Genomic DNA, 20,202 nt, shown 5'->3' with positions numbered 1-20,202 from the left:
GCGACGATTTGCCATTTGGCGTCCTGAGCTCTGGCCCCATTATCTGGGTGTCACCTGTCGTTCCATTCCGGACACCCGAGAGCATACCCATGTCGACATTTCTGGTTCTTGCCGCAAACGGCAACGTTGGAAGCACCCTGAGCACCCTGTTGGAGCAGGCCAGTCACACGGTTCGCCGCGCCACGAGCAGGACGGCCGGAGCCGGACAGGTCCATGTGGATCTGGTGAGCGGTGATGGGCTGGCCGAAGCCCTCACGGGCGCCGATGGGGCGTTCCTGTTGTCACCGCCAGGCTACGTCAATCAGGATGAGCTGCTGGGCCGTGTGATTGAAGAAGCCAAGGCGCGTGGTGTCCGCAAGATCGTGCTCATGACGGCCATGGGCGTCGATGCCGATCCCAGCGCGCCGCTGCGCAAAGCCGAACTCCATCTGGAGGCGTCGGGGCTAGCCTGGAACGTCATTCGGCCCAACTGGTTCATGCAGAATTTCCACACGTTCTGGCTGCAGGGCATTGCCCACGCCAACGCGGTGCAACTGCCCACGGGTACGGCCAAGGGCAGCTTCATTGATGCCCGTGACATCGCGGCCGTGGCCGCCTCATTGCTGCAGCGATCAGACCTTGATGGTCAGGCCTTTGATCTGACCGGCGGTGAAGCGCTCGATCACGACGAAGTCGCCGCGCTTCTGACGCGTGAGTTGGGGCGCGACATTCGTTACGAGGATATCTCGCCGGACGCGATGCGCGGCGGACTGCTCGCCGCAGGCCTTCCACCGGCATACGCCGAAAACCTGCTCGTGATTCTCGAGTACTTCAAGCTGGGATACGCCGCACGCATTACCGATGCGGTGGCACACATCACCGGCAAGGCGCCGCGCACGTTTGAGGCGTACGTGCGCGACTATCGGGACGCGTACGCGCTCACCGCGGTCTGAGCCGCGCTAGACCCCAAACTGCCGCAGATGGTGATCAAGGTGTTTGGAAAAGAGCCCGTTCCATTCTGCGGCGGTGAGCGGCCCGAAGGAGAGTGACTCCCGGCCTTCAAAGGCACGCTGCCCGTCGTGTTGCACGCGGCGCAGATAGGCCACCAGACGTTCCCGCTCCGTGTGAAAATCGCGCGTGTCCTTGATGCGAAACACCGGAGCGGTGGGCGTGTTGTGCGGATAGGGATCCGGACCCACCACTTTCTGTTTCACAATGCGCTTGAGCACGAAGCGCATGAGCGCATTGGGGCGGGGGTGCTTGTCGTCGTATACCATCTCGTAGGCGACGTTCACGTGAGCGAGCATGGTGGCGACGCTCATGCTCCCCCACGCGGGCACCGTTTTGGGGGTGAGGGCAGCAAGACGTTGCACGGCGGCATCCACCTCGGCCGCCTCGAAGAGATTAGGATAGACAGGCATGGTCTCAAGTATATGGCACGCCGCGGTATATTTCACCGCAATCGTCGCGACCTGTCCGTCTGACTGAGCCCGTCTCCCATGCCTCCGCTTCGCCACCGTCTGGCCCTCACCACGACGCGGCCCATTGACCTGCTCGATATCACCGAGTCGGTGCGAGAATGGGTACGTCAGAGTGGCGTCCAACATGGCCTCCTGACCGTGATGTCGCCGCATACCACGGCACGCATTACGCTCAATGAGCGGGAAGGGGAGTTGCAGCAGGACATGATCCGCTGGCTGGAACAGCTGGCGCCGGCGACCGCTGCCTACGGTCATAACCGGGCACCGGTGGACGATCGACTGAATGCGCACGCGCATTTGCTCGGGCTCTTTCTCAACGCCACCGAAACCATTCCGGTGACAGATGGCGAGCTTGAGCTGGGCGGATGGCAATCGCTCTTTCTGGTGGAGCTCGATGGCCCGCGCACTGCGCGCGAGGTGCATCTGCATCTGCTGCGCACCGAGTGAAGCAGTGACCCCCCAGGACATCGACGCCTTCTTTGCGTCCCGCGATGCGCTGATCACAGACCAGTACATCGAACTGGAATTCACCTTCGAGTGCGCCGGTGATCCGCGCGCCGCGGCCGCCCATCTGGCCAGTGAGCAGTCCACGGCACAATGGCAGCGTATCGGGGTCGCGGAGGATTTCCGCCCGCAGTTTGCCGCCCGGGTGCTGTCGCTTGTGTCGTCACCGCGCCCCGCAGGGTTCTCCGTACCGGTGCCAGCCGCGCCAGCGGGCGCCGTCCACGCCTGCCGCGCGGTCATTGCGCACCCGCACGGCAATTTCGGCCCGCGTCTCCCCAATCTGATTTCCGCAGTGCTCGGCGAAGGTGTGTTCTTTGCCCCCGGCATCCCGCTCATCCGACTGGAAGACATTCGTTTTCCGGCCTCCTACCTTGCGGCGTTCGAAGGGCCGCAGTTTGGCGTGCAGGGGGTGCGTGACCAGCTGCAGGTCTACGGGCGCCCGCTCTTCTTCGGCGTGATCAAGCCCAACATCGGCCTGCCCCCCGAGCCGTTTGCGCAGTTGGGCTTCGAAGGGTGGATGGGTGGGCTGGATGTGGCCAAGGACGATGAGATGCTGGCGGATGCGCCCTACTCGCCGCTCGCGACACGGGCCGCGTTGTTGGGGGATGCACGTCGTCGGGCCGAAGTTGCCACTGGTGTGCCCAAAGGCTACCTCGCCAACATCACGGACGAAGTGGACGCGCTGCACGCGCTCCACGACACGGCCGTCGCCGCAGGAGCCACCATGGTCATGGTGAACACCATGCCGGTGGGGCTGAGCGGAGTGCGGGCACTCCGTCGTCACGCTCGCGTGCCTCTGGTCACCCACTTCCCGTTCATTGCGTCGTTCAGTCGGCTGCCGCTGCACGGCGTCCACTCGCGCGTGATCACCCGTCTACAGCGTCTCGCCGGTGCCGATGTCATCATCATGCCGGGGTTCGGCGATCGCATGATGACGCCGGAACACGAGGTGATGGAGAATGTGCAGGCCTGTCTAGAGCCCATGGGACATCTCAAGCCGAGTCTGCCGGTGCCGGGAGGCAGTGACTCGGCCGCCACGCTGGAGGGGGTGTACCGCCGCATAGGATCGGTGGACTTCGGCTTCGTGCCGGGGCGAGGGGTCTTCGGCCATCCCATGGGCCCACGTGGCGGTGCGGCGAGTCTGCGCCAGGCGTGGGACGCCATCGCGCAGGGCATCCCGGTGCGCGAATACGCGCAGCAGTATGCTGAACTACGGGCCGCGTTGCGCTAGCACTTCTCGCGATCCCGCCGCAACACCGGTGTGAAGATCACTACTTCATTGACTCCCGGCAGGAGATGTATGCACGCTGATTGGACATCACTCGTAACGTTGGCGTCGGGCTTTGAAGCCGATATCACCATTGCCCTGCTGGAGGCCCACGACATTCCGGCCGAGCGTGATGGCAATGATACCGTGGGGATTTTCGGACCCGGATTTCAGGGGGCTACGTCCCGCGGCGTCACGATCCTGGTGCCGGCCAAGAGACTGGCCGAGGCCCAGGCGATTCTGGCGGAACCCAGAGAACTCCCGGACGACGTACTCCCGGAGTGAGGGAGATCTGAGATCTCAACGCGGGTAAGGCGTGTCCCAGTGCATCATGCCTCCTGCGAGTGAGCGCGTCTGCGCGAAGCCGGCGGCGATGAGTTGCCGGGCCGCGCGCGCGCTGCGCACGCCACTTTTGCACACCAATACCGTGACGACGTCGGTGGCCAGCGTTGGCAGCTGCTCGGACAGGGTGCCAAGCGGAATGCAGCGGGCGCCGGCAATCGTGCCGGTGGCCGTCTCGTTGGGCTCGCGCACATCAATGAGCTGCAGGGGGGTCCCGCTGGCCAGCCAGTCGCGCAGCGTGGCGGCGGTGACTTCCTCCACGATGGCGTGGGCGTCGGCATGCAGTCCCGGCGTGCCGCAGAACTGGTCGTAGTCAATCAGCTGCGTAATGGTGCGCGTGCCACACGCGGGGCACTCGGGGTCACGTGCCAGTCGGACGGTTCGAAACGCCATGCTCAGCGCATCGATCATGAGCAGGCGGCCGGAGAGTGAGTCGCCGAGTGCGAGCAGCAGCTTGATGGTTTCCGTGGCCTGAATGGTGCCGACCATACCTGGCAGCACACCCAGCACGCCGCCTTCGGCGCAGTTGGGGACCATCTCCGGCGGCGGCGGCTCGGGATAGAGGCAGCGGTAGCAGGGGCCATCGGGGAGACCGAACACCGACGCCTGCCCATCAAAGCGAAAGACCGACCCGTGCACGTTGGGAATTCCCAACAGTACGCAGGCATCATTCACGAGATAGCGGGTGGCAAAATTGTCGGTGCCGTCCACGACCACATCGTAGCCACGCATGATGTCGAGCGCATTGGACGACGTGAGCCACGAGGCGTGCAACACCACATGCACATGCGGGTTGACGTCGTGCAGCCGATCGCGTGCCGACTCCAGTTTGCTGCGCCCCACGTCGCTGGTGCCGTGCAGCAACTGACGCTGCAGGTTGGTGGCGTCCACCCGGTCGTTGTCCACCAGCCCGATGGTCCCCACGCCGGCGGCAGCCAGATAGAGCGCGACCGGCGACCCCAGTCCACCGGCCCCGACAATGAGCACGCGGGACGCCTTGAGGCGCGCCTGCCCCTCGGGTCCCACGCCCGGGAGGATGAGATGCCGGCGGTAGCGGTTGGATTCCTCTGCCGTGAGCGGGGGCAGGGACTGGGACGTGGCTGTGGGCATGGGTACATCGCGGCGGCGGTTGGTCCCACGATGAGTTTGCGTGGGATCTGTGGTCCAAGGTACGTGCAGACCGCTGGAATCTCCACGTATGTTTACAACCGCTTGATTCTCCCTGTGACCAGGAGCATGTGATGAGCCGGGTTCGAGTGCTGGTCGGTACGCGCAAAGGTGCGTTCATCCTGTCGGCTGATGGGACGCGCACGAAGTGGACCGTGGACGGGCCGCATTTTCCTGGCTGGGAGATGTACCATCTCAAGGGATCGCCACTCAATCCTGACCGGCTTTATGCGTCACAGTCGAGCGGATGGTTTGGCCAGCTGGTGCAACGCAGCGACGACGGCGGCCGCAGCTGGCAGGCCATGGACAATCGCTTCGCCTACGATGGTATTCCCGGCACGCACATGTGGTATGACGGCACGCCGCATCCGTGGGAATTCAAACGGGTCTGGCACTTCGAGCCATCTTTGACGGAAGCCGATACCGTGTTTGCCGGCGTGGAAGACGCGGCGCTGTTCAAGTCTACCGACGGTGGCGCCAGCTGGCAGGAGCTCTCGGGGCTGCGCGAGCACGGGTCGGGGTCGCAATGGCAGCCGGGTGCCGGGGGCATGTGCCTGCACACCATCGTGCAGGATCCCACCGATGCGCAGCGGATGTACATCGCCATCTCTGCCGCCGGGGCATTTCGTACCACCGATGGCGGCGCCACGTGGATGCCTATCAACAAGGGGCTGCGTTCCGGCGAAATTCCCGACGGCGATGCCGAGGTGGGGCACTGCGTGCATCGTCTGGCCATGCACAGCGCCAACCCGCAACGGCTGTACATGCAGAAGCACTGGGACGTGATGCGCAGTGACAACGGTGGCGACAGCTGGTATGAGGTGAGTGGCAATCTGCCCACGGATTTCGGTTTTCCCATTGATGTGCACGCGCACGAACCGGATACGGTGTACGTGGTGCCCATCACCAGTGACACGCACCACTTCCCACCCGACGGGAAGCTGCGTGTCTACCGCAGTCGCACCGGCGGACACGAATGGGAGGCCTTGGGGAACGGGTTGCCTGAGGCCAACTGCTACGTGAACGTGCTGCGTGATGCCATGGCCGTGGACACGCTGGACGATTGCGGGATTTACTTCGGGACGTCCGGTGGACAGGTGTATGTGTCTCCCGATGGCGGTGATCATTGGCAGGCGATTGTGCATGACCTGCCACCGGTGTTGTCGGTGGAAGTGCAGACGCTGCCGTGACCCAGCAAGCCACCGTGGCCGCGCGTGTGGTGCGCGTGGTGCTTCCTTCGCCACTGCGCGCGCTGCTGTCGCACACCGGTGAACTGGCCCTGTCGGTGACAGGGCCACTGTCGCTGCGCGCCGTGCTGGATGCGCTGGAGGCCGCCTATCCCGTGTTGCGCGGGACCATTCGTGATCATGGTACGCACAGGCGACGCGCATTCGTGCGTTTTTACGCCTGTGAGCAGGACCTGTCGCTCGCCTCACCGGATGACCTGCTGCCGGAGGCGGTGCAGACGGGGCGTGAGCCCTTGCTCATTGTCGGAGCCATGGCCGGCGGATAACCGCGCGAAACGTGCGGGCCAGCGGCTCAGTTCGCGGGCGGCAGCTCTACGCTCCACAAGCGCGTGCCCGTGACATCCCATAGTCCGGCCGTCAGCGCACGGGTACGTGGGTCGATGTCGAGCGTGCCGTAGAACTGCAGGTTGTCGCTGGGCGGACGGTTGGGTTTCGGCGCCGCGCTGGCGAAGCGCACCTCAGGCCCGAACGTCCCGTCGAGCGCGTTGGGCCCAAAGGTGCCGGCATGCATGGGGCCCGCCACAAATTCCCAGAAGGCATCGAACTGCGTGAAGGCGGCCCGCTCCGGCGCGTACTGGTGTGCGGCACAGTAGTGCACATCCGCCGTAATCCACACCACGTTGCGCACCTGCGCCTGCTGCAGGGCGCGCAGCAACCGGGCGATGTCATGTTCGCGGCCAAGAGGGACACCCGCGTCGGCGTTGGCAATGGCTTCGTAGTTGCGCACCCCCTCGCGCAGGCGGTCCTCCACGACGAGCCCAATCGGCATGTCGCAGGCAACTACCTTCCAGGTGGCCCGACTCTGCCGTAGCCCGCGTTCCAGCCACGCCAACTGCGCGTCGCCCAGGATCGCGGTCTCGCGTGACGCGCTGGTTTGCCGATTGGGAGAGTTGGCGCCGCGATAGCTGCGCAGATCCACGACGAAGATTTCCAGCAATGGCCCCATGGAAAACGACCGGTAGATCCGGTTGGGTTCGGCGGCGTTCCGCCGGATGGGGAGAAACTCGAACAGCGCCTGCTGCGCCCGCTGCGCGAGCACCCGCACGTTCTTCTCGGTGTACCGTGGATCGTCCTCGAGCACCAGATCGTGAAACCAGTTGTTCACGACTTCATGGTCGTCCCACTGCGCAATCACGGGCACCTGTGCCCCGAACCGACGCGCGTTGTCATCGAGCAGGTTGTACGCAAACGCCCCGCGATATTCGTCCAGCGTTTCCGCCACCTTGCTCTTGGCGTCGGTTACCAGATTGCGCCACACCGTGCCGTCATCCAGCGGCACTTCGGTCTGCAGTGGACCGTCGGCGTAGATGTTGTCCCCCGAATGCACAAACACATCGGGCTCCGCGCGTCGCAGCGCCTCGTACATGCGAATGCCACCGCGCGAGGCATCGATGCCCCAACCCTGACCCACCATGTCCCCCGACCAGGCCACCCGCACCGGCTTCGTGGCGCGTGCCGACGCGCGAGGAGGGGTGCGCAGCTGCCCGGTCACTGGTTCGCTGAACGCCCCGGGCGTCTCCAGACTTTCGTAGCGCGCGCGGTAAAAGATGGTTTCTCCCGGGGGGAGCCCGGTGAGATCGAGATGGGTGGTAAAGGCGGCTTCCGCCCGGGCGATCGGCCCGCGCACGCGGTGGACGGTGCGGAAGGCTTCCGTGGTGGACCACTCCACCTCCAGCTGCGCCGGACGATCGGTGCGCCCCCAGAGCACGGCGCGGGTGGGCCAGGGGTCGCCACTCTGCACCCCGTTGGGGAGTACCGGGCGTCGTCTTTCACTGGTCACCACGGCCGGTGCCCCCGAGGATGGCAGCCAGAGCCCGGCTCGGCCAAGGGTCAGCCCTGCGCCAGCGGCCAGGGATCGGGCGAGGAACGTGCGCCGGGGGAGTTGCTGGTCAGACATGCGTGGGGAAGTGAGGTCACCGAAGCCTACAGATCGCGGCCCAAACGGCAACGGGGCGCGATGCCTCAGCATCACGCCCCGTCGTCGCTTTAAACCCTCAGGACCCTCAGTCGCCGAATACGGCCGCGTCGGGCTGCGCCTGCTTGGTGCCGTACGCCGCCGAGGCGGGCGGCTGAGACTGGCCAAGGCGCGTGCTAATGGCAAAACCACCAAACGTCAGGAACACCACGCCAATCACCATCACGACGCGGTGGATAGCCTTCAGCGAATGCGCTTCGTGCGCATCGTCGCACAGATCGTTGAACATGAATCGGATGCCCGGATGTTGTTGAACAAAGTCGGAAACGGGACCAACTTGTTCAAATATCGGCCGGTGTCGCTTCCAACTGCAGTCCCACGCACCAGCTATCCGGCGTTTGCCCGGATCCCGACGTCCCCACCCATGAATCGCGCCGGCCAACTCCTTCTCGTTTTCGGAACGCTGATCGTTGCCATCACCTCGCCCGTCTCTGCGCAGACTCCTGTGCGGACGGTGGACCAGTGGCGTGCCACGGTGGACAGTCTGTCCGCGATCCGGGACCAACCGGAACGGCTGATTGAGGCCTGGCGGGGGTTGGCCGATGCCTATTCGCGGGCCGGGAAGGTGGATTCGGGGGTCGTCGCCGCTCGGCAGGCGATTACGCTGGCCGAGCGCCTACCGGATTCCCCGCTCAAGGCCGACGCCATACTGTCCATGGGATCGCAACTGCTCCGCGCGAACCAAAACGAAAGTGCGTTGGGGTACGTGCAGCGCGGGCGAAACATGCGTCTGGCGCTGGGTGATACGGTGGGGGCATCGCGTACCTGGAATAACACCGGTTCCGCGCACTACCAGCTTGGCAACTACGAACAAGCGCTGTACGCCTTCTCGCAGTCGCTCGACGGACGTCGTCGGCAACATGACACGGTAGGCATTGCGCGTGTCCTGACCAATATTGGCAAAGTATACCAGGATTGGGGCCAATACGGGCGTGCTGAAGCCCGACTCAAGGAAGCCGTGGCCATGGCAGGTACGTCCGGCGATCAGGCCATTTTCGGCTATGCGCTCAATACGCTCGCCCTCGTCTATGTGGATACCAGGCAGTTCGCGCTGGCATATGAGACCATTGCCCGGTCGCTGGCGGCGTACTCCAGCGGCTCGCCACAGATCTCCGTGGTGGACTCCCTTGGCGGGTGGCGCTTGAACGCGGCGGCGCGCGGTGAAGCGCTGCTACGGCAGGGTCGAGCGCGCGAGGCCTTGCCGCTGCTTGATTCGCTGGCGGCCATGGGCAAGGAGAACGGCAATATCCGCAGCCGGGCCCGCGCGCTGCTGCTGATGGGTGAGGGGCACGCCCAATTGGGGGAGCTGCCGGTGGCGCGTTCGCGCTTGATGGAATCGCTCGAATTGTCGCGCAGTGTGGAGCAGCGGGTGTTCATGTTGCAGGCCTTCGAGGCGCTGTCGCAGGTGGAGGAGCGGGCCGGGAATTCCGTGGCCTCGCTGCGGGCGTTACGCGCAGCCACCGCCATGCGCGACACCATTTTTGATCGGTCCACGGCCGAACGACTCACCGCCGAGGAAGACCGCGAAGAACGTGAACGCCAGCGCGAAGAAACGACCAGGCTCCGCGAGGCGCAGCAGGCGCAGGCGGCCATCATCGCGCGGCAACGGGTCACGGGACTGTTGGGGCTGGCCGTGTTTGTGCTGGTGGCGATCCTGGTCTATCAACTCGTGCGCTTCAACCGCTTGGGACGGGCCCGCGAAGAAGCGCTCGCGGCGACCAATACGCAGCTGCGCACGGCCTTGAACGATGTGCGGACGCTCTCCGGCCTTATTCCCATTTGCGCCAACTGCAAGCGCGTCCGTGACGACCAGGGGTATTGGCAAGCGGTGGAGTCGTATATCTCCACGCACTCGGATGCGACGTTCAGTCATGCCATCTGCCAGTCGTGCGGCCCCACCTTGTACGGCGAGCTCTGGCCCGAGCAGACTGAGCCTACCTGAGCCTCAGGGAATGCAGGTCACGCGCGCCACAGCCACGTTGGCGCTGAAGGCCCGCTTCGCCGCGACAATGCCGAGGCGGATCAGTCGGGACGGATCGAGTGGTTCGCGCAGTGAAACGGGTTCGCACTCGTGCCACGGGACGACCAGTTCTTCCCAGGCCCCATCTACCGGGAGCGGCGCGCTGTAGTACTGCCACGGGGCGCGGCAGTCTTCCGTGCGCAGATGCAGAAAGTACGGGCCGCCCGCGCCCCAGAGGCGCAGACCAATGCCATCGTATCCGCTGGCGTCGAACGGTCGCCCCGCCCCGTTGTTCAGGGCTCGCGCCACCTGCACAAATCCCCCGTTGTGCTCCAGGGAGACATTGCCGGTGAGCCGCAAGGCATATTGGCCATCCACCCATCCCAGCGTAGCGTTCGCCGTTGAGACACCGCCCATGACGCGATCGCTGAACACCGACCAGCGTGCAGCAATCACCTCGGACGCTTCTGTGAAATCGTCGAGCAGCAGGGGCATGAATGCAGGTAATTCGTTGCAGGCGGCGGGCCGTTCGTTGCAGCGGTGACTCCCAAACTTCGCTGCCGCGTACAGCTTCGGACAGGGTGGTACACCGCCTGTTCCCTTTTCACCGCCGACGCTGAGACCGATCATGATCCGTACCGTGTTGTGGGCCGTGGTGTTCGCCACGGGCCTTGGTTCCACCGCGCACGCACAAGCCACCGCCCTGAGCACGCAGGTGGATCCCGCTCGGCTGAAGGTCGGCGTAGACTCCTTTGCCGTGCTCATGCGCGGCACACCCATGGGATGGCAGACGCTCGCGCGCACGCGCGACAGTCAGACGATGGGGTGGGAGCTGCGTGATGCCATTGCCCTCGGGGGCATGGTGAATCAGGAAAGCATCCTGTCGTTCACGGCCACGCTGGCGGAGCGCACGTTGCGGCAAAGCGGTGTGATGCGCGGCGCCCCCATGCGTATTGCACTGGATTTCGTTCCGGCGGCCGATGGGGTGCGCATTATCGGGCAGTCCGCCACCCCCACCTCCGCAGGGGGTGTGCTGGCGATCGATACCGTGGTGCCCGTGGGCACGGTGGACGACAATGCCGTCACCCCGCTGCTCGCCGCGGTGCGGTGGCGCGAAGGGTTGGACCTTCGCGTTCCTGTCCTGACCAGTGGCAAGGGGACGGTCGCCGAGTATCGCCTGCGGGTACTGCGGGCGGATACGGTGACCGTGCCGGCCGGACACTTCGATGTGTGGCGTATTGAGCAGCAGGCGGAACGAAGCATGGTCACGCTCTTTGTCACCCGAACGGCACCATACCGACTGGTGCGCATGCAGGAGAGCGGCATGTCGCTGGACATCGTGCTCGTGTCCACGCGGAACACGCCGCGCTAGCTTTCGCTTATGACCGTCGCCTCTGCCGGGACTCGTTTTCGTGCTCGTTGGTGGCTCGTGGGCACGGTGCTGCTGTGCGCCGTGCTGGGACTTACGCCCCTGGTGCAGGCGCTCGAGTATGTGCGTGTGGCGTCCATGGTGCCGGTCGCCCTCTGGGCACAGGTGGCAACCGCTGTTTTGTGGCTGCTGCTTGCGCAACCGCTCGCTCACCGCTGGTCGCTCGTAGACTCGGAAGGGCGCGCACTCGCCGTGCTGGCGACGGTGGCGCTGGTGATATGCGGCGTGGCGTCGGCGATCATTTTGCTCATTGTCCAACCCCCCTCGCCCTACCGGTGGAGTACGAGTTGGCAACTGGTGGTGCTGGGGTGGCTGCCCACGCACGCCATCACGGCCGGGCTCATTTCACTGGTTGGAAGTTGGACCGACGCACGGCGCCAACGAGCACGAGCGGCCGACCGCGAGGCCGTCCTGCAGGCCACACTGGTGCAGGCAGAGCTGGAGGCGTTACGGGCGCGACTGGAACCGCATTTCCTGTTGAATGCGCTCAATACCGTGTCCGGGCTGGCCCGTCGCGGCGAGGGTGAACGGGCCAGTGAGGTTGCGGCTGATCTCGGCGATCTGCTGCGCTTTGCCCTGACCGAATCGAGCGATGCGGTACCGTTCGATGCCGAACGGGAAATTGTGGAGCGCTATCTGGCCATTGAGCAAGCGCGGCTGGGAGATCGGCTTCACATCACGTGGCACATTGACGCCAGCGTTCGACCCGTCGCGCTGCCGGCGCTGGTTTGGCAGCCGTTGGTGGAGAACGCCATTCGGCACGGAATTGCGCGCCGGAGTACCCCGGGGCGCGTGGTGCTGTCTGCCCACTGTGAGAACGACATCGCGACGCTCACGGTGGATGCCGACGGGCCGGAGGACGGAGTGGACGCCGAGCCGTCGCCATTTGGTGGGCTGAGAGTTGGGGTCGCCACGACCCGCCGCCGGCTCGCGCTGCTGTACGGTGGTGCCGCCTCGCTTGCGTTCACCGAGCGCCCCGGTGGCATGTGCGCCACGCTGGTACTTCCGGCGCGACGACCGGAGGCTCCGTGACGGTTCCACTGCGTGTGGTGGTGGCGGATGATGAACCGGTGGCTGCCGCCGTGCTTGCCGACGATCTCTCGCGACTGGGGTGCGACGTGGTGGCCATAACCGCACGTGGGGACGACGCGGTTGCCGCCTGTGCTCGCTACGCCGCCGATGCCTGCTTTACGGATATCGCCATGCCGCAACACGATGGGCTGGAAGTGGCCCGAACGCTGCGAGCACACACGCCACAGCTGTGCGTCGTGTTTGTGAGTGCGCATGCGCACTTTGCGGTGCAGGCGTTCGGCGCCGATGTGGTGGACTATGTATTGAAGCCGGCACGTCGCTCGCGTCTGGCCGAAGCGGTAGAGCGAGTACGACGCGTACGTGCGGAGCGGGCTGGAGCGTCGGATACGGCGGAGCAACGCCTGATCGTTGTGGAACGGGGCAGTGTGCACACCGTCCCCGTAAAGGATATTGAATGGGTGCAGGCCGATGGCTATTCTGCGTGGCTGCACACGGCGAAGCGCTCGTACATTGTGCGGGAGCGTATGCACAAGCTGGAGGAGCGGCTGGGGATGCACGGGTTCCTCCGCGTGCATCGATCGGCGTTGGTACGACAGTCGGCCATTCTCACGCTGGAGCAACCGGCGGCCGGAGATCCGGCCGTGGTGTTGCGATCTGGCACACGGGTCAAGGTGGCCCGTGATCGCGTGAGTGCGCTGCGGCACGCGTTGATCTCCCCAGACCGTGACCACCCCTCAGTTCCCTGAACCCAGAGGATGCCAACGGATGGCTACGCAATACTACACCGCGTCATCGCTCGACGGCTTCCTGGCTGATGAGCACCATTCGCTCGACTGGTTGTTTCAGTTTCCGCAGGAAGGCGAACCCGACTACCTGCAGTTCATCAAGCAGGTTGGTGCGCTCTGCATGGGTTCACATACGTACGAGTGGCTGTGGCGTCACCATATCGCCCCTGATGCGCCGCAGCCCATGGCGTGGCCGTATACGCAGCCCACGTGGGTGTTCAGTTCGCGCACGCTGCCGCACATTGCCGGGGCCGACATCACCTTCGTGCGTGGCGACGTGCGGCCGGTGTACGAAGCCATGCAGGCGGCGGCCGGCGATCAGCACGTGTGGATTGTGGGCGGCGGCGAGTTGGCCGGACAATTCCACGACGCCGGCCTGCTGGACGAAATCATTGTGACGCTCGCCTCCGTCACCTTGGGGCGCGGCATGCCGTTGCTGCCGCGCCGCATTGTCACGCCGCCGTTGGCACTGACTGACGTACGGCAGATGGGGAGCGGATTTGCCCAGCTGCGCTATCAGGTGGTGCGCGCCACCTGATAGCGCGGGGGGACCGGACTTACCGGAACGGCAGCGGCCCCTGACCGTCCTTGAGCTCGCGAATCATGCGATCATCGCCGGTGAGTTCCCAGTAGATGAGCGACACGGGAATCATCCCCGCGGCGTTCAGTTCATCGAAGAACCGCTTCATCGTGAACTGTGCGCCGAGCTGCCGGCCCCGTTCGGCGATGGCTTCTTCCAATAGTCGCCCGCCGCTCACATAAGTGGCGCCGTAGCCGGGCTGACGCAGATACAGATGCTGCTCAAAGCCCAGTAGCGGATCGCGCCGCATCCAGCCACGTGGTGTCCATCCCACGTGCAGTTCGCCGGCACCGGCCATGTCCAGTTCGTTGGAGTGCGCGTACAGATTGCCGAGCCCGCGCGCCGCGCGGGCGGCAAGCATGGCCCACACAATCTCGCGTGATCGCGGGCTGTCGTCGTACAGCCCGGCGTGCATGGTCCACTCTTCCATGACGGTAGCCATCCCTTCGGCGCGGCTCATCCACACGTTGTAGCGCAACGGTTCGCGGCGAATGGGATTGGCGTGCGGCGCTACCTTGATACGCATGTTGTCCCACCAATGAAACAGGTGGGTCCACAGCGTGCGCGGATCACGGTGCGTGGCCTGCGAGAAGAAGTTGCGCGTCGGTTCCGGCGAGAAGCTTTGAAAGCGCTCGCGCAGCGCCAGCTCCATCCACGGCTCCATGGTCATGAGCTGCTTGTCGCGCCAGAACCCGAGGTAACGCGGCAGCATGCTCTCCTGCAGCGCCGCAAACTCGGCCGGGCTTTCCGCCGTTTTCATTGGCGGCAACGACGCATTGCGCGCTTCTTCGAACCGCAGCGAGGTATGCGCCCGCGCCAGTTCGCGGCGCAGAATGACCACTTCGTCTTCCCACGTCAGTGGCATGAGCTGCACGTTCTTCAGGTACCAGGTGTACTGTGCCTTGCCAATACCCGAAGGGCCGGTGCGGCGCGGCGCTTCGGCGCGCAGCCACGTGGTGAACTGCTCGGTGGCGGTCCTCGCCTCGGCGATGGTGCGCGCCAGTGCCGCCTCTTTGGGATGCCGCGCCTTCACGCGATCGGCGAGCACGCCGAGGGCATCGTGCTGCTCTTCAAACGCGCGGACACCACCCACCCACAAATCCTTCGCGTTGGCGTCGGCCAGATTGGCGCGCGCCTGCGTCAGCAGCGGTGGGACCGAGCGCAGCTCGGTGGTGAGTCTGGTGATTTCGTCGGCGGTGAGGTTGCGTACGGTGTCGAGCGCGGTGCGCGGCCAGATACCATAGCGCCAGAGGCGCACGGCCCCGTGAATGGTCGGTCCCTCTTCCGCTGGCGTATCACTTTCGTCGGTACGCACCGACGCATAGTAGGCCGGGTCGCGGGCGAACGGCTGCAGCACCGTGAGGTGATACAGCATGCCGTTCATTTCGGCGCGCACGATGTGCCAGTCGACCTGCTGTGACACCGTCCAGCCGGTGGTGTCGATGGCGGCGAGCTTCTGTTGCAGGGCCCGGAGTTCGACCAACCGGCGGGCGGAGGTGCCCGGGGTGTAGTCGGGCATGCCATTGACCCGCGGGGCCTCCTCGAAGGCGCGCCAGGAGGTAAAGAGGGCGCTGAGATCGCCGTAGCTGGCGCCTCGTGCCGCCTGTGCTCCCAGTGGTGCGACGCCCAATGGCATCACTTCAATGGGGGCCGTGGCGGCGGCGGCCAGGAATCCAAGTGTGAAAAGCTGCAGGCGAAGAGAAGTCATGCCACGAAGCTGTGGACCGGTTCGTCAGGCCGCCAGTGGCGGGAGCCGTGCAGCGAGCGCATCGTACCGACTGGAAGAATCCCCTGAAAGTGCGACAGGCTCTCAACCCGGACGTTCATGAGTGATGCATTGCCAGACGGCGCCCCCCGCACCGGGTTGCGACGGGAGCTGGGGCTGGTCGGCCTCGCGGCCGCCGGCATCGGGTCCATGGTGGGCGCCGGGATCAACATCGTGCCCTTTGCGCTGCAGCGCTCGGTGCCGGGGATCGGGGATTACGTCTTGCCTGCCTATTTCATGGCGGCGGTGCCGGCGGTGCTCGCCGCGCTTTGCTACGCCATGCTGGGGAGCGCGATGCCGAGGGCCGGTGGCTCGTACGTCTATGCCAGTCGCTCCATTGGCCCGTATACCGGGTTTCTGGCCAGCTTCTCGCAGTGGTTTGGCCTGTGCATCGCCATTGGGGTGGTGTCGTATGTGATCCCGCCGTTCCTGCGGGACACCGCCAAGGCCGCGCAATGGACGGAACTGGCCGTCGTGCTGGAGCAGCGCACCATAAGGTTGATTCTCGCGCTGGGGTTCCTCTGGACCTTTGTCGTGGTGAATCTGCGGGGGGTAAAAGCCGTAACCCGCACGCTCGTGCCCCTCGTGGTGCTGGTGTTCCTGTGCAGCGGGCTCGTGATCGTGACCGGGTTTACGCACGGACCGGAGGAATACCGCACGCTGGTCGAGGCACGCGGCGAAGGTGCGATGCTGCTGGGCACGCCCGGCGCTTTCTGGACCGTGGTGCCTCCGGCCGCTGCGGTGCTCTTTTCGAGCTTCATTGGCTTTGACGTGATTGCACAGGCGGGCGGCGAGGCGCGGAATCCGTCGCGGACGCTGCCCATGGCCATCTTTCTGGCCATTGGCGTGGTGGGGGTGTTCTACTTTGCCTTTACCGGTGCGGTGTATCGGGCGGTCCCCTGGCAGTACATCGCGTCGGCGAGTGCGCAGGGCGACGTGACCGCGCCCGGGTTGCTCACACCGCTGGTCTCACCGGCCGTCGGCGTGCTCATGATGTCGGGCGCGGCGCTCGCGCTCATCAAGGATCTTCCGGGGATGCTGCTGGGCGTCTCACGGCTCTGCTTTGCCTGGGCGGAAGACGGCGTATTTCCGCGCGCCATGTCGGTGGTGGACCCGGCCACGGGCACGCCGAGGGTCGCGCTCTTCTCGTCAGCCATCCTGTCTACGCTGGGCATTCTTGGCGGACACTTTGCCGGCGACTTTTTTCTCGGCGTGGAGATTCTGGTGACAGCCATGCTCGTCAACTTCGTCATCATGGCGTTGTCGGTGCTGCGATTGCCGTCGTACAACCCGGCGTTGGCCCGCGAGGTACAGGTGTTGCGATCCCGGCCGCTGCAAATCGTGGTGGCCGTACTCGCGCTCATCACACTGACGGCGTTGCTGGTGGTGCAGTGCTACCGCGATCTCACCGCAACGGTACCGGGATGGTATGCGCACTCCACGCTGGTCTGGCTGGTGGTCATGACACTGGGCACACTCGTGTACTGGCGCGAAACGCGGGCACTGGCGCGGCGGGGAGGAGATCTCACGGCCATCACCCGCGTCCTGCCCCCGGAATGAGACAACAGACGTGAGACGGCCGAGGTGAGACGTGGAGGTGAGAGCGTTGCGAGTCGCGAGGTGCGATGGATATCGAGGGTGAGAGTGTCGAGACAACCACGACGATGCGAGGTGCGAGTGCTGGCGTCCGCACGGGACGTGCCCCTCACGGACACCGCTGGAACAGCGGTCGTCCCAGTTCTTACCGCAGTTACTCGGTCACCCGATAACCCATAACCCATGACGCTGTTTCCATCGCCCCCCGCACGTCTGATTCCCATATCTCCCCTCTCACTTTTCACACAGCAATGATGCAGCGGACTACCCTGGCGCCTGGTCTCGAGATCTCCCGTGTGCTCACGGGCCTCTGGCAGATTGCCGATATGGAGCGCGATGGTCGCGTGCTGGATCTCGATGCGGCGGCGCAGGCCATGGCGCCGTACGTGGAGGCCGGTTTGACCACGTTCGATATGGCCGATCACTACGGCTCGGCCGAACTTGTCGCCGGGAAATTCCGCCGCGCCTCGTCGGCCGCGGTGCAGTGCCTTACCAAGTGGGTGCCTGAGCCCGGGCCGGTCAGTGCGGAGGATACCCGGACGGCCGTGGAGCGCGCCTGTTCCCGCCTGCAGACGGACACAATTGATCTGCTGCAGTTCCATGCCTGGACCTTTGCCGATCCGCGCTGGCTGGACGCGCTGTGGCATCTCGAGGCGGAGCGTGATGCCGGGCGGATCACGGCGATTGGGGTTACCAACTTCGATACCGCCCATTTGCGCGTGGCCATTGCCAGTGGCATCCGCCTCGTGAGCAATCAGGTGAGCGGAAGTCTGGTGGATACGCGCTTTACCAGGACGCTGGCGCCGTATGCGCGCGAGCACGGTGTCGGTGTCCTGTGTTATGGCACCGTACTTGGCGGATTCCTGAGTGAGAAGTGGCTGGGCGCCCCGGAGCCCAATTGGGAGACGCTCGATACCTGGTCGCAAATGAAATATGGGCGCTTCATCCGGACCGCCGGCGGCTGGGGGGTCTTTCAACAACTACTGCAGGTGGTGCATGCGGTAGCGCAGAAGCATGGGGTGTCCATTGCGACCGTGGCCAGCCGGTGGGTGCTCGACCAACCTGGCGTGGCCGGGGTGATTGTGGGGGCGCGACTCAGCCATTCGCAGCATGTGGGCGACACCGCGCGCATCTTTGCCTTCGCGATGGATGACGCCGATCGTTCCGCCATTGCAGCGGCACAAGCGGCCCTGCTGCCCATTCCCGGCGACTGTGGCGATGAATACCGCACGCCGCCGTATCTCACAGCCAGTGGTGATCTGTCACACCACCTGTCCAGCTTTCCGGCGCCGTTCAGCACCCGCCCGGGACACGATGGGCGTACGCTCGCCTTGAGTGGGACGGTGTGGGAGCCAATGGCCGGCTACAGCCGCGCGGTGCGGAAGGGGCAGCGTATTCATGTGTCGGGTACCACGGCCACCCACGGCAGCCGCGCCATTGGCGGCACCGACGCGGCCGCGCAGACCCACTTCTGCATCGACAAGATCGCCGGGGCGCTGCAGTCGCTCGGCGGTCGTCTGGAAGATGTGGTGCGCTCGCGTGTCTTTGTGAGCAACGTCAACCGCGACTGGGAGGCGGTGGCTCGTGCGCATGGCGAGCGTTTCGGTCACATCCTGCCGGCCAACACCATGGTGGAGGCGCATCTCATCGGGGATGAGTATCTGGTGGAGATCGAGGTCGATGCCGACCTCGGTCCGGCCTGATTCGGCGAGAGGTCTCTACGGCTAGGCCGCCGCGCGCTGCATGCTGGTCGCTTGACGAAGGCGCTCCAGCAGCGCGCGGCGTTTCACCAGCGCCTGCACGTGCGCCCGCTGCAGGATGTATACCCACTGGCCAAACACGCCCGCGATCTGCGTGAGCACCAGTAAGGACAGGCTGGCCCCGTGCGATTCATGGAAGCCGCGGGCCGCCTGGAGCAGCACGGCGGCGACACCGCTCCAGAAGGCCAGACGGAGCACCCCGGTCCCGCCGTTCGTGTCTTCGCGGCCATGGTATTCGGCGCCCATGTAACCCACCAGCGTAAAAGCGGCGACCTGTTCGAGTGCACGATAGACCAGCGGTTGGGAGAGGGGAACGCCGGGGAGGGTCAGCGCCAGCGCACCGTGCCAGACGGGTGTGGCGTCGGTGAGGGGCCAGAGTGCCGATAGCGCGAGGTACGCGGCAAAAATGGGGAGCACCATCCGGAGGGTGGGTAGCTCCAGGCGGCGGGAGCCCCCGGCGCGCACGATTCGACGCGTTCCAATGTCGCGCAGAAAGCCGCTGGCCAAGGTGAGCAGGGTCCCCGACACAATGACCGACAGGTCCCCCCGCGCCCCCGGCACCAGGGCCACCAGCGACCAGCCCAGCGTCGAGGCGACCAGCCACCACGGTATCCCGCGGGGCGGTGGGGTGAAGCGTCGTGGCCCGCCCCCCGGTTCGTGCCGGACAAAGGACGCGTGGACCGTGCCCAGAATGGCGCCGGCCATGACACTCGGGCCCAGCACCAACAGACGACGCACCTCGGCCTCGCTGCCCAGGCCAATTAGCCAGCAGAGCGGCACCAGCAGGTACACGAGTCCCATAAGCGGCAACTCGAGGGCGAGCAGACGGACGGCGGCATCTCCGCGGACCCGCGCAGCCAGGGCGTTGAATGCCCAGGCGCCCAGCAAGGTCCCGGTCGTGTTCGTGGCCAGATCCAACAGGGAGGTATACCGCGTGGGGGCAAAGAGCTGGGCGATTTCTATGGCCCCGCTCAGCACCGCGCCCAAGAGCAGCACCTTGGGCCAGCGAAATGGCGTTCCCCGCGGGCGTGTAAGCTGGTAGACGAACCCGAACGGCATGAACATCACCACGTTCAGGATGAGATCCTGCCAGTTCCAGAGGCTGGTGAGCCCGTGCACCGGGGCACTGGCAAAGCGGAACGGGGCCAGCGTGATGATGGCGACGATGACCGCGAGGTATCCCAGAATGGCCCGGCCAAGGCGGAGCGCCGTGAAATCGGCGGTCCGTCGGTAGCGGAACGTGGTGGATGCTGGCGAGGGTTGGAGCAGGGACACGACTTGGAGGTGAAGGTGATAGCTTGGAGTTTCGACCTGCCCCTTCCGATCCTTCAGG

General features: G+C 65.2%; 20 protein-coding genes. 13 read left to right on the top strand and 7 right to left on the bottom strand.

Annotation, left to right across the window (positions count from 1 at the left end; translation table 11 throughout):
• Nucleotides 1–89: 89 nt before the first annotated feature.
• Nucleotides 90–932: an NAD(P)H-binding protein gene (locus GEMMAAP_RS17585; protein ID WP_026848172.1), complete on the top strand. Its 843-nt coding sequence runs from the start codon at nucleotides 90–92 to the stop codon at nucleotides 930–932.
• Between the two features lie 6 nt (nucleotides 933–938).
• Here the strand turns inward: GEMMAAP_RS17585 and GEMMAAP_RS17580 are convergent, their stop codons facing one another.
• Entirely contained in the window at nucleotides 939–1,400 is a 462-nt protein-coding gene (locus GEMMAAP_RS17580; RefSeq protein WP_043579326.1) for a DUF1569 domain-containing protein, read from the bottom strand.
• Nucleotides 1,401–1,478: 78 nt separating this feature from the next.
• On the opposite strand from GEMMAAP_RS17580, the gene GEMMAAP_RS17575 reads away from it, so the two are divergent.
• The 3 genes from GEMMAAP_RS17575 (at nucleotide 1,479) to GEMMAAP_RS17565 (ending at nucleotide 3,516) form a co-directional block, all read left to right on the top strand.
• On the top strand, nucleotides 1,479–1,907 hold the full coding sequence (locus GEMMAAP_RS17575; protein WP_026848174.1) for a secondary thiamine-phosphate synthase enzyme YjbQ: 429 nt from the start codon (nucleotides 1,479–1,481) through the stop codon (nucleotides 1,905–1,907).
• A 4-nt stretch (nucleotides 1,908–1,911) separates the two neighbouring features.
• Nucleotides 1,912–3,195: a RuBisCO large subunit C-terminal-like domain-containing protein gene (locus GEMMAAP_RS17570; RefSeq protein ID WP_026848175.1), complete on the top strand. Its 1,284-nt coding sequence runs from the start codon at nucleotides 1,912–1,914 to the stop codon at nucleotides 3,193–3,195.
• Nucleotides 3,196–3,264: 69 nt separating this feature from the next.
• Nucleotides 3,265–3,516 carry a putative signal transducing protein gene (locus GEMMAAP_RS17565; RefSeq protein ID WP_026848176.1) on the top strand — a complete coding sequence of 84 codons (252 nt, stop codon included), beginning with the start codon at nucleotides 3,265–3,267 and terminating at the stop codon, nucleotides 3,514–3,516.
• Between the two features lie 15 nt (nucleotides 3,517–3,531).
• Here GEMMAAP_RS17565 and moeB read toward each other — a convergent pair whose 3' ends face one another.
• Nucleotides 3,532–4,683, bottom strand: a complete 1,152-nt coding sequence (gene moeB, locus GEMMAAP_RS17560; protein ID WP_026848177.1) for a molybdopterin-synthase adenylyltransferase MoeB — start codon at nucleotides 4,681–4,683, stop codon at nucleotides 3,532–3,534.
• A 131-nt stretch (nucleotides 4,684–4,814) separates the two neighbouring features.
• Here moeB and GEMMAAP_RS17555 point away from each other — a divergent pair, with 131 nt between their 5' ends.
• Entirely contained in the window at nucleotides 4,815–5,930 is a 1,116-nt protein-coding gene (locus GEMMAAP_RS17555; protein ID WP_026848178.1) for a WD40/YVTN/BNR-like repeat-containing protein, read from the top strand.
• A gap of 26 nt (nucleotides 5,931–5,956) precedes the next feature.
• Nucleotides 5,957–6,253 carry a MoaD/ThiS family protein gene (locus GEMMAAP_RS17550; RefSeq protein ID WP_026848179.1) on the top strand — a complete coding sequence of 99 codons (297 nt, stop codon included), beginning with the start codon at nucleotides 5,957–5,959 and terminating at the stop codon, nucleotides 6,251–6,253.
• Between the two features lie 26 nt (nucleotides 6,254–6,279).
• Here GEMMAAP_RS17550 and GEMMAAP_RS17545 read toward each other — a convergent pair whose 3' ends face one another.
• Both GEMMAAP_RS17545 and GEMMAAP_RS20685 read right to left on the bottom strand, forming a co-directional pair.
• Entirely contained in the window at nucleotides 6,280–7,884 is a 1,605-nt protein-coding gene (locus GEMMAAP_RS17545; RefSeq protein ID WP_026848180.1) for an alkaline phosphatase D family protein, read from the bottom strand.
• Between the two features lie 106 nt (nucleotides 7,885–7,990).
• Nucleotides 7,991–8,191: a hypothetical protein gene (locus GEMMAAP_RS20685; RefSeq protein ID WP_026848181.1), complete on the bottom strand. Its 201-nt coding sequence runs from the start codon at nucleotides 8,189–8,191 to the stop codon at nucleotides 7,991–7,993.
• 135 nt (nucleotides 8,192–8,326) lie between these two features.
• Here GEMMAAP_RS20685 and GEMMAAP_RS17535 point away from each other — a divergent pair, with 135 nt between their 5' ends.
• Complete coding sequence (locus GEMMAAP_RS17535; protein WP_026848182.1) at nucleotides 8,327–9,904, top strand: tetratricopeptide repeat protein; 1,578 nt, start codon at nucleotides 8,327–8,329, stop codon at nucleotides 9,902–9,904.
• A 3-nt stretch (nucleotides 9,905–9,907) separates the two neighbouring features.
• Here GEMMAAP_RS17535 and GEMMAAP_RS20680 read toward each other — a convergent pair whose 3' ends face one another.
• The gene (locus tag GEMMAAP_RS20680) at nucleotides 9,908–10,417 is read right to left on the bottom strand and encodes a CIA30 family protein (RefSeq protein ID WP_026848183.1); all 510 of its coding nucleotides are present in this window, start codon (nucleotides 10,415–10,417) and stop codon (nucleotides 9,908–9,910) included.
• A gap of 133 nt (nucleotides 10,418–10,550) precedes the next feature.
• Between GEMMAAP_RS20680 and GEMMAAP_RS17525 the strand changes: the two genes are divergently transcribed.
• Genes GEMMAAP_RS17525 through GEMMAAP_RS17510 form a run of 4 tightly spaced genes read left to right on the top strand, consistent with a single transcriptional unit; the run spans nucleotide 10,551 to nucleotide 13,706 of the window.
• A complete protein-coding gene (locus GEMMAAP_RS17525; RefSeq protein ID WP_026848184.1) occupies nucleotides 10,551–11,294 on the top strand; it encodes a DUF3108 domain-containing protein in 744 nt (247 codons plus the stop codon).
• A gap of 9 nt (nucleotides 11,295–11,303) precedes the next feature.
• A complete protein-coding gene (locus GEMMAAP_RS17520) occupies nucleotides 11,304–12,383 on the top strand; it encodes a sensor histidine kinase (protein WP_082821447.1) in 1,080 nt (359 codons plus the stop codon).
• A complete protein-coding gene (locus GEMMAAP_RS17515; RefSeq protein WP_053333551.1) occupies nucleotides 12,380–13,129 on the top strand; it encodes a LytR/AlgR family response regulator transcription factor in 750 nt (249 codons plus the stop codon). The genes GEMMAAP_RS17520 and GEMMAAP_RS17515 overlap by 4 nt, the downstream gene beginning before the upstream one ends.
• A gap of 19 nt (nucleotides 13,130–13,148) precedes the next feature.
• A complete protein-coding gene (locus GEMMAAP_RS17510) occupies nucleotides 13,149–13,706 on the top strand; it encodes a dihydrofolate reductase family protein (protein ID WP_026848185.1) in 558 nt (185 codons plus the stop codon).
• 19 nt (nucleotides 13,707–13,725) lie between these two features.
• Here GEMMAAP_RS17510 and GEMMAAP_RS17505 read toward each other — a convergent pair whose 3' ends face one another.
• Entirely contained in the window at nucleotides 13,726–15,456 is a 1,731-nt protein-coding gene (locus tag GEMMAAP_RS17505; RefSeq protein ID WP_053333552.1) for a DUF885 family protein, read from the bottom strand.
• A 117-nt stretch (nucleotides 15,457–15,573) separates the two neighbouring features.
• On the opposite strand from GEMMAAP_RS17505, the gene GEMMAAP_RS17500 reads away from it, so the two are divergent.
• Both GEMMAAP_RS17500 and GEMMAAP_RS17495 read left to right on the top strand, forming a co-directional pair.
• Nucleotides 15,574–17,073: an APC family permease gene (locus GEMMAAP_RS17500; RefSeq protein ID WP_026848186.1), complete on the top strand. Its 1,500-nt coding sequence runs from the start codon at nucleotides 15,574–15,576 to the stop codon at nucleotides 17,071–17,073.
• Nucleotides 17,074–17,360: 287 nt separating this feature from the next.
• Nucleotides 17,361–18,812, top strand: a complete 1,452-nt coding sequence (locus tag GEMMAAP_RS17495) for an aldo/keto reductase (protein ID WP_043579327.1) — start codon at nucleotides 17,361–17,363, stop codon at nucleotides 18,810–18,812.
• Nucleotides 18,813–18,833: 21 nt separating this feature from the next.
• Here the strand turns inward: GEMMAAP_RS17495 and GEMMAAP_RS17490 are convergent, their stop codons facing one another.
• Nucleotides 18,834–20,144 (bottom strand): VanZ family protein, encoded by a 1,311-nt coding sequence (locus GEMMAAP_RS17490; protein WP_053333553.1) that lies wholly within the window; start codon nucleotides 20,142–20,144, stop codon nucleotides 18,834–18,836.
• Nucleotides 20,145–20,202: the final 58 nt, after the last annotated feature.

It is taken from the genome of Gemmatimonas phototrophica (assembly GCF_000695095.2).
GTDB lineage: Bacteria > Gemmatimonadota > Gemmatimonadetes > Gemmatimonadales > Gemmatimonadaceae > Gemmatimonas > Gemmatimonas phototrophica.
Note: the sequence above shows the minus strand (reverse complement) of the source record. Positions and strands in the feature narration are given on the sequence as shown.

Excerpts from the sequence above, each read along its gene's own strand:
- GEMMAAP_RS17585 (WP_026848172.1), top strand. The coding sequence starts at position 90 with ATGTCGACATTTCTGGTTCTTGCCGCAAACGGCAACGTTGGAAGCACC.
- GEMMAAP_RS17580 (WP_043579326.1), bottom strand. The coding sequence starts at position 1,400 with ATGCCTGTCTATCCTAATCTCTTCGAGGCGGCCGAGGTGGATGCCGCC.
- GEMMAAP_RS17575 (WP_026848174.1), top strand. The coding sequence starts at position 1,479 with ATGCCTCCGCTTCGCCACCGTCTGGCCCTCACCACGACGCGGCCCATT.
- GEMMAAP_RS17565 (WP_026848176.1), top strand. The coding sequence starts at position 3,265 with ATGCACGCTGATTGGACATCACTCGTAACGTTGGCGTCGGGCTTTGAA.
- moeB (WP_026848177.1), bottom strand. The coding sequence starts at position 4,683 with ATGCCCACAGCCACGTCCCAGTCCCTGCCCCCGCTCACGGCAGAGGAA.
- GEMMAAP_RS17555 (WP_026848178.1), top strand. The coding sequence starts at position 4,815 with ATGAGCCGGGTTCGAGTGCTGGTCGGTACGCGCAAAGGTGCGTTCATC.
- GEMMAAP_RS17545 (WP_026848180.1), bottom strand. The coding sequence starts at position 7,884 with ATGTCTGACCAGCAACTCCCCCGGCGCACGTTCCTCGCCCGATCCCTG.
- GEMMAAP_RS20685 (WP_026848181.1), bottom strand. The coding sequence starts at position 8,191 with ATGTTCAACGATCTGTGCGACGATGCGCACGAAGCGCATTCGCTGAAG.
- GEMMAAP_RS17535 (WP_026848182.1), top strand. The coding sequence starts at position 8,327 with ATGAATCGCGCCGGCCAACTCCTTCTCGTTTTCGGAACGCTGATCGTT.
- GEMMAAP_RS20680 (WP_026848183.1), bottom strand. The coding sequence starts at position 10,417 with ATGCCCCTGCTGCTCGACGATTTCACAGAAGCGTCCGAGGTGATTGCT.
- GEMMAAP_RS17525 (WP_026848184.1), top strand. The coding sequence starts at position 10,551 with ATGATCCGTACCGTGTTGTGGGCCGTGGTGTTCGCCACGGGCCTTGGT.
- GEMMAAP_RS17520 (WP_082821447.1), top strand. The coding sequence starts at position 11,304 with ATGACCGTCGCCTCTGCCGGGACTCGTTTTCGTGCTCGTTGGTGGCTC.
- GEMMAAP_RS17510 (WP_026848185.1), top strand. The coding sequence starts at position 13,149 with ATGGCTACGCAATACTACACCGCGTCATCGCTCGACGGCTTCCTGGCT.
- GEMMAAP_RS17505 (WP_053333552.1), bottom strand. The coding sequence starts at position 15,456 with ATGACTTCTCTTCGCCTGCAGCTTTTCACACTTGGATTCCTGGCCGCC.
- GEMMAAP_RS17500 (WP_026848186.1), top strand. The coding sequence starts at position 15,574 with ATGAGTGATGCATTGCCAGACGGCGCCCCCCGCACCGGGTTGCGACGG.
- GEMMAAP_RS17495 (WP_043579327.1), top strand. The coding sequence starts at position 17,361 with ATGATGCAGCGGACTACCCTGGCGCCTGGTCTCGAGATCTCCCGTGTG.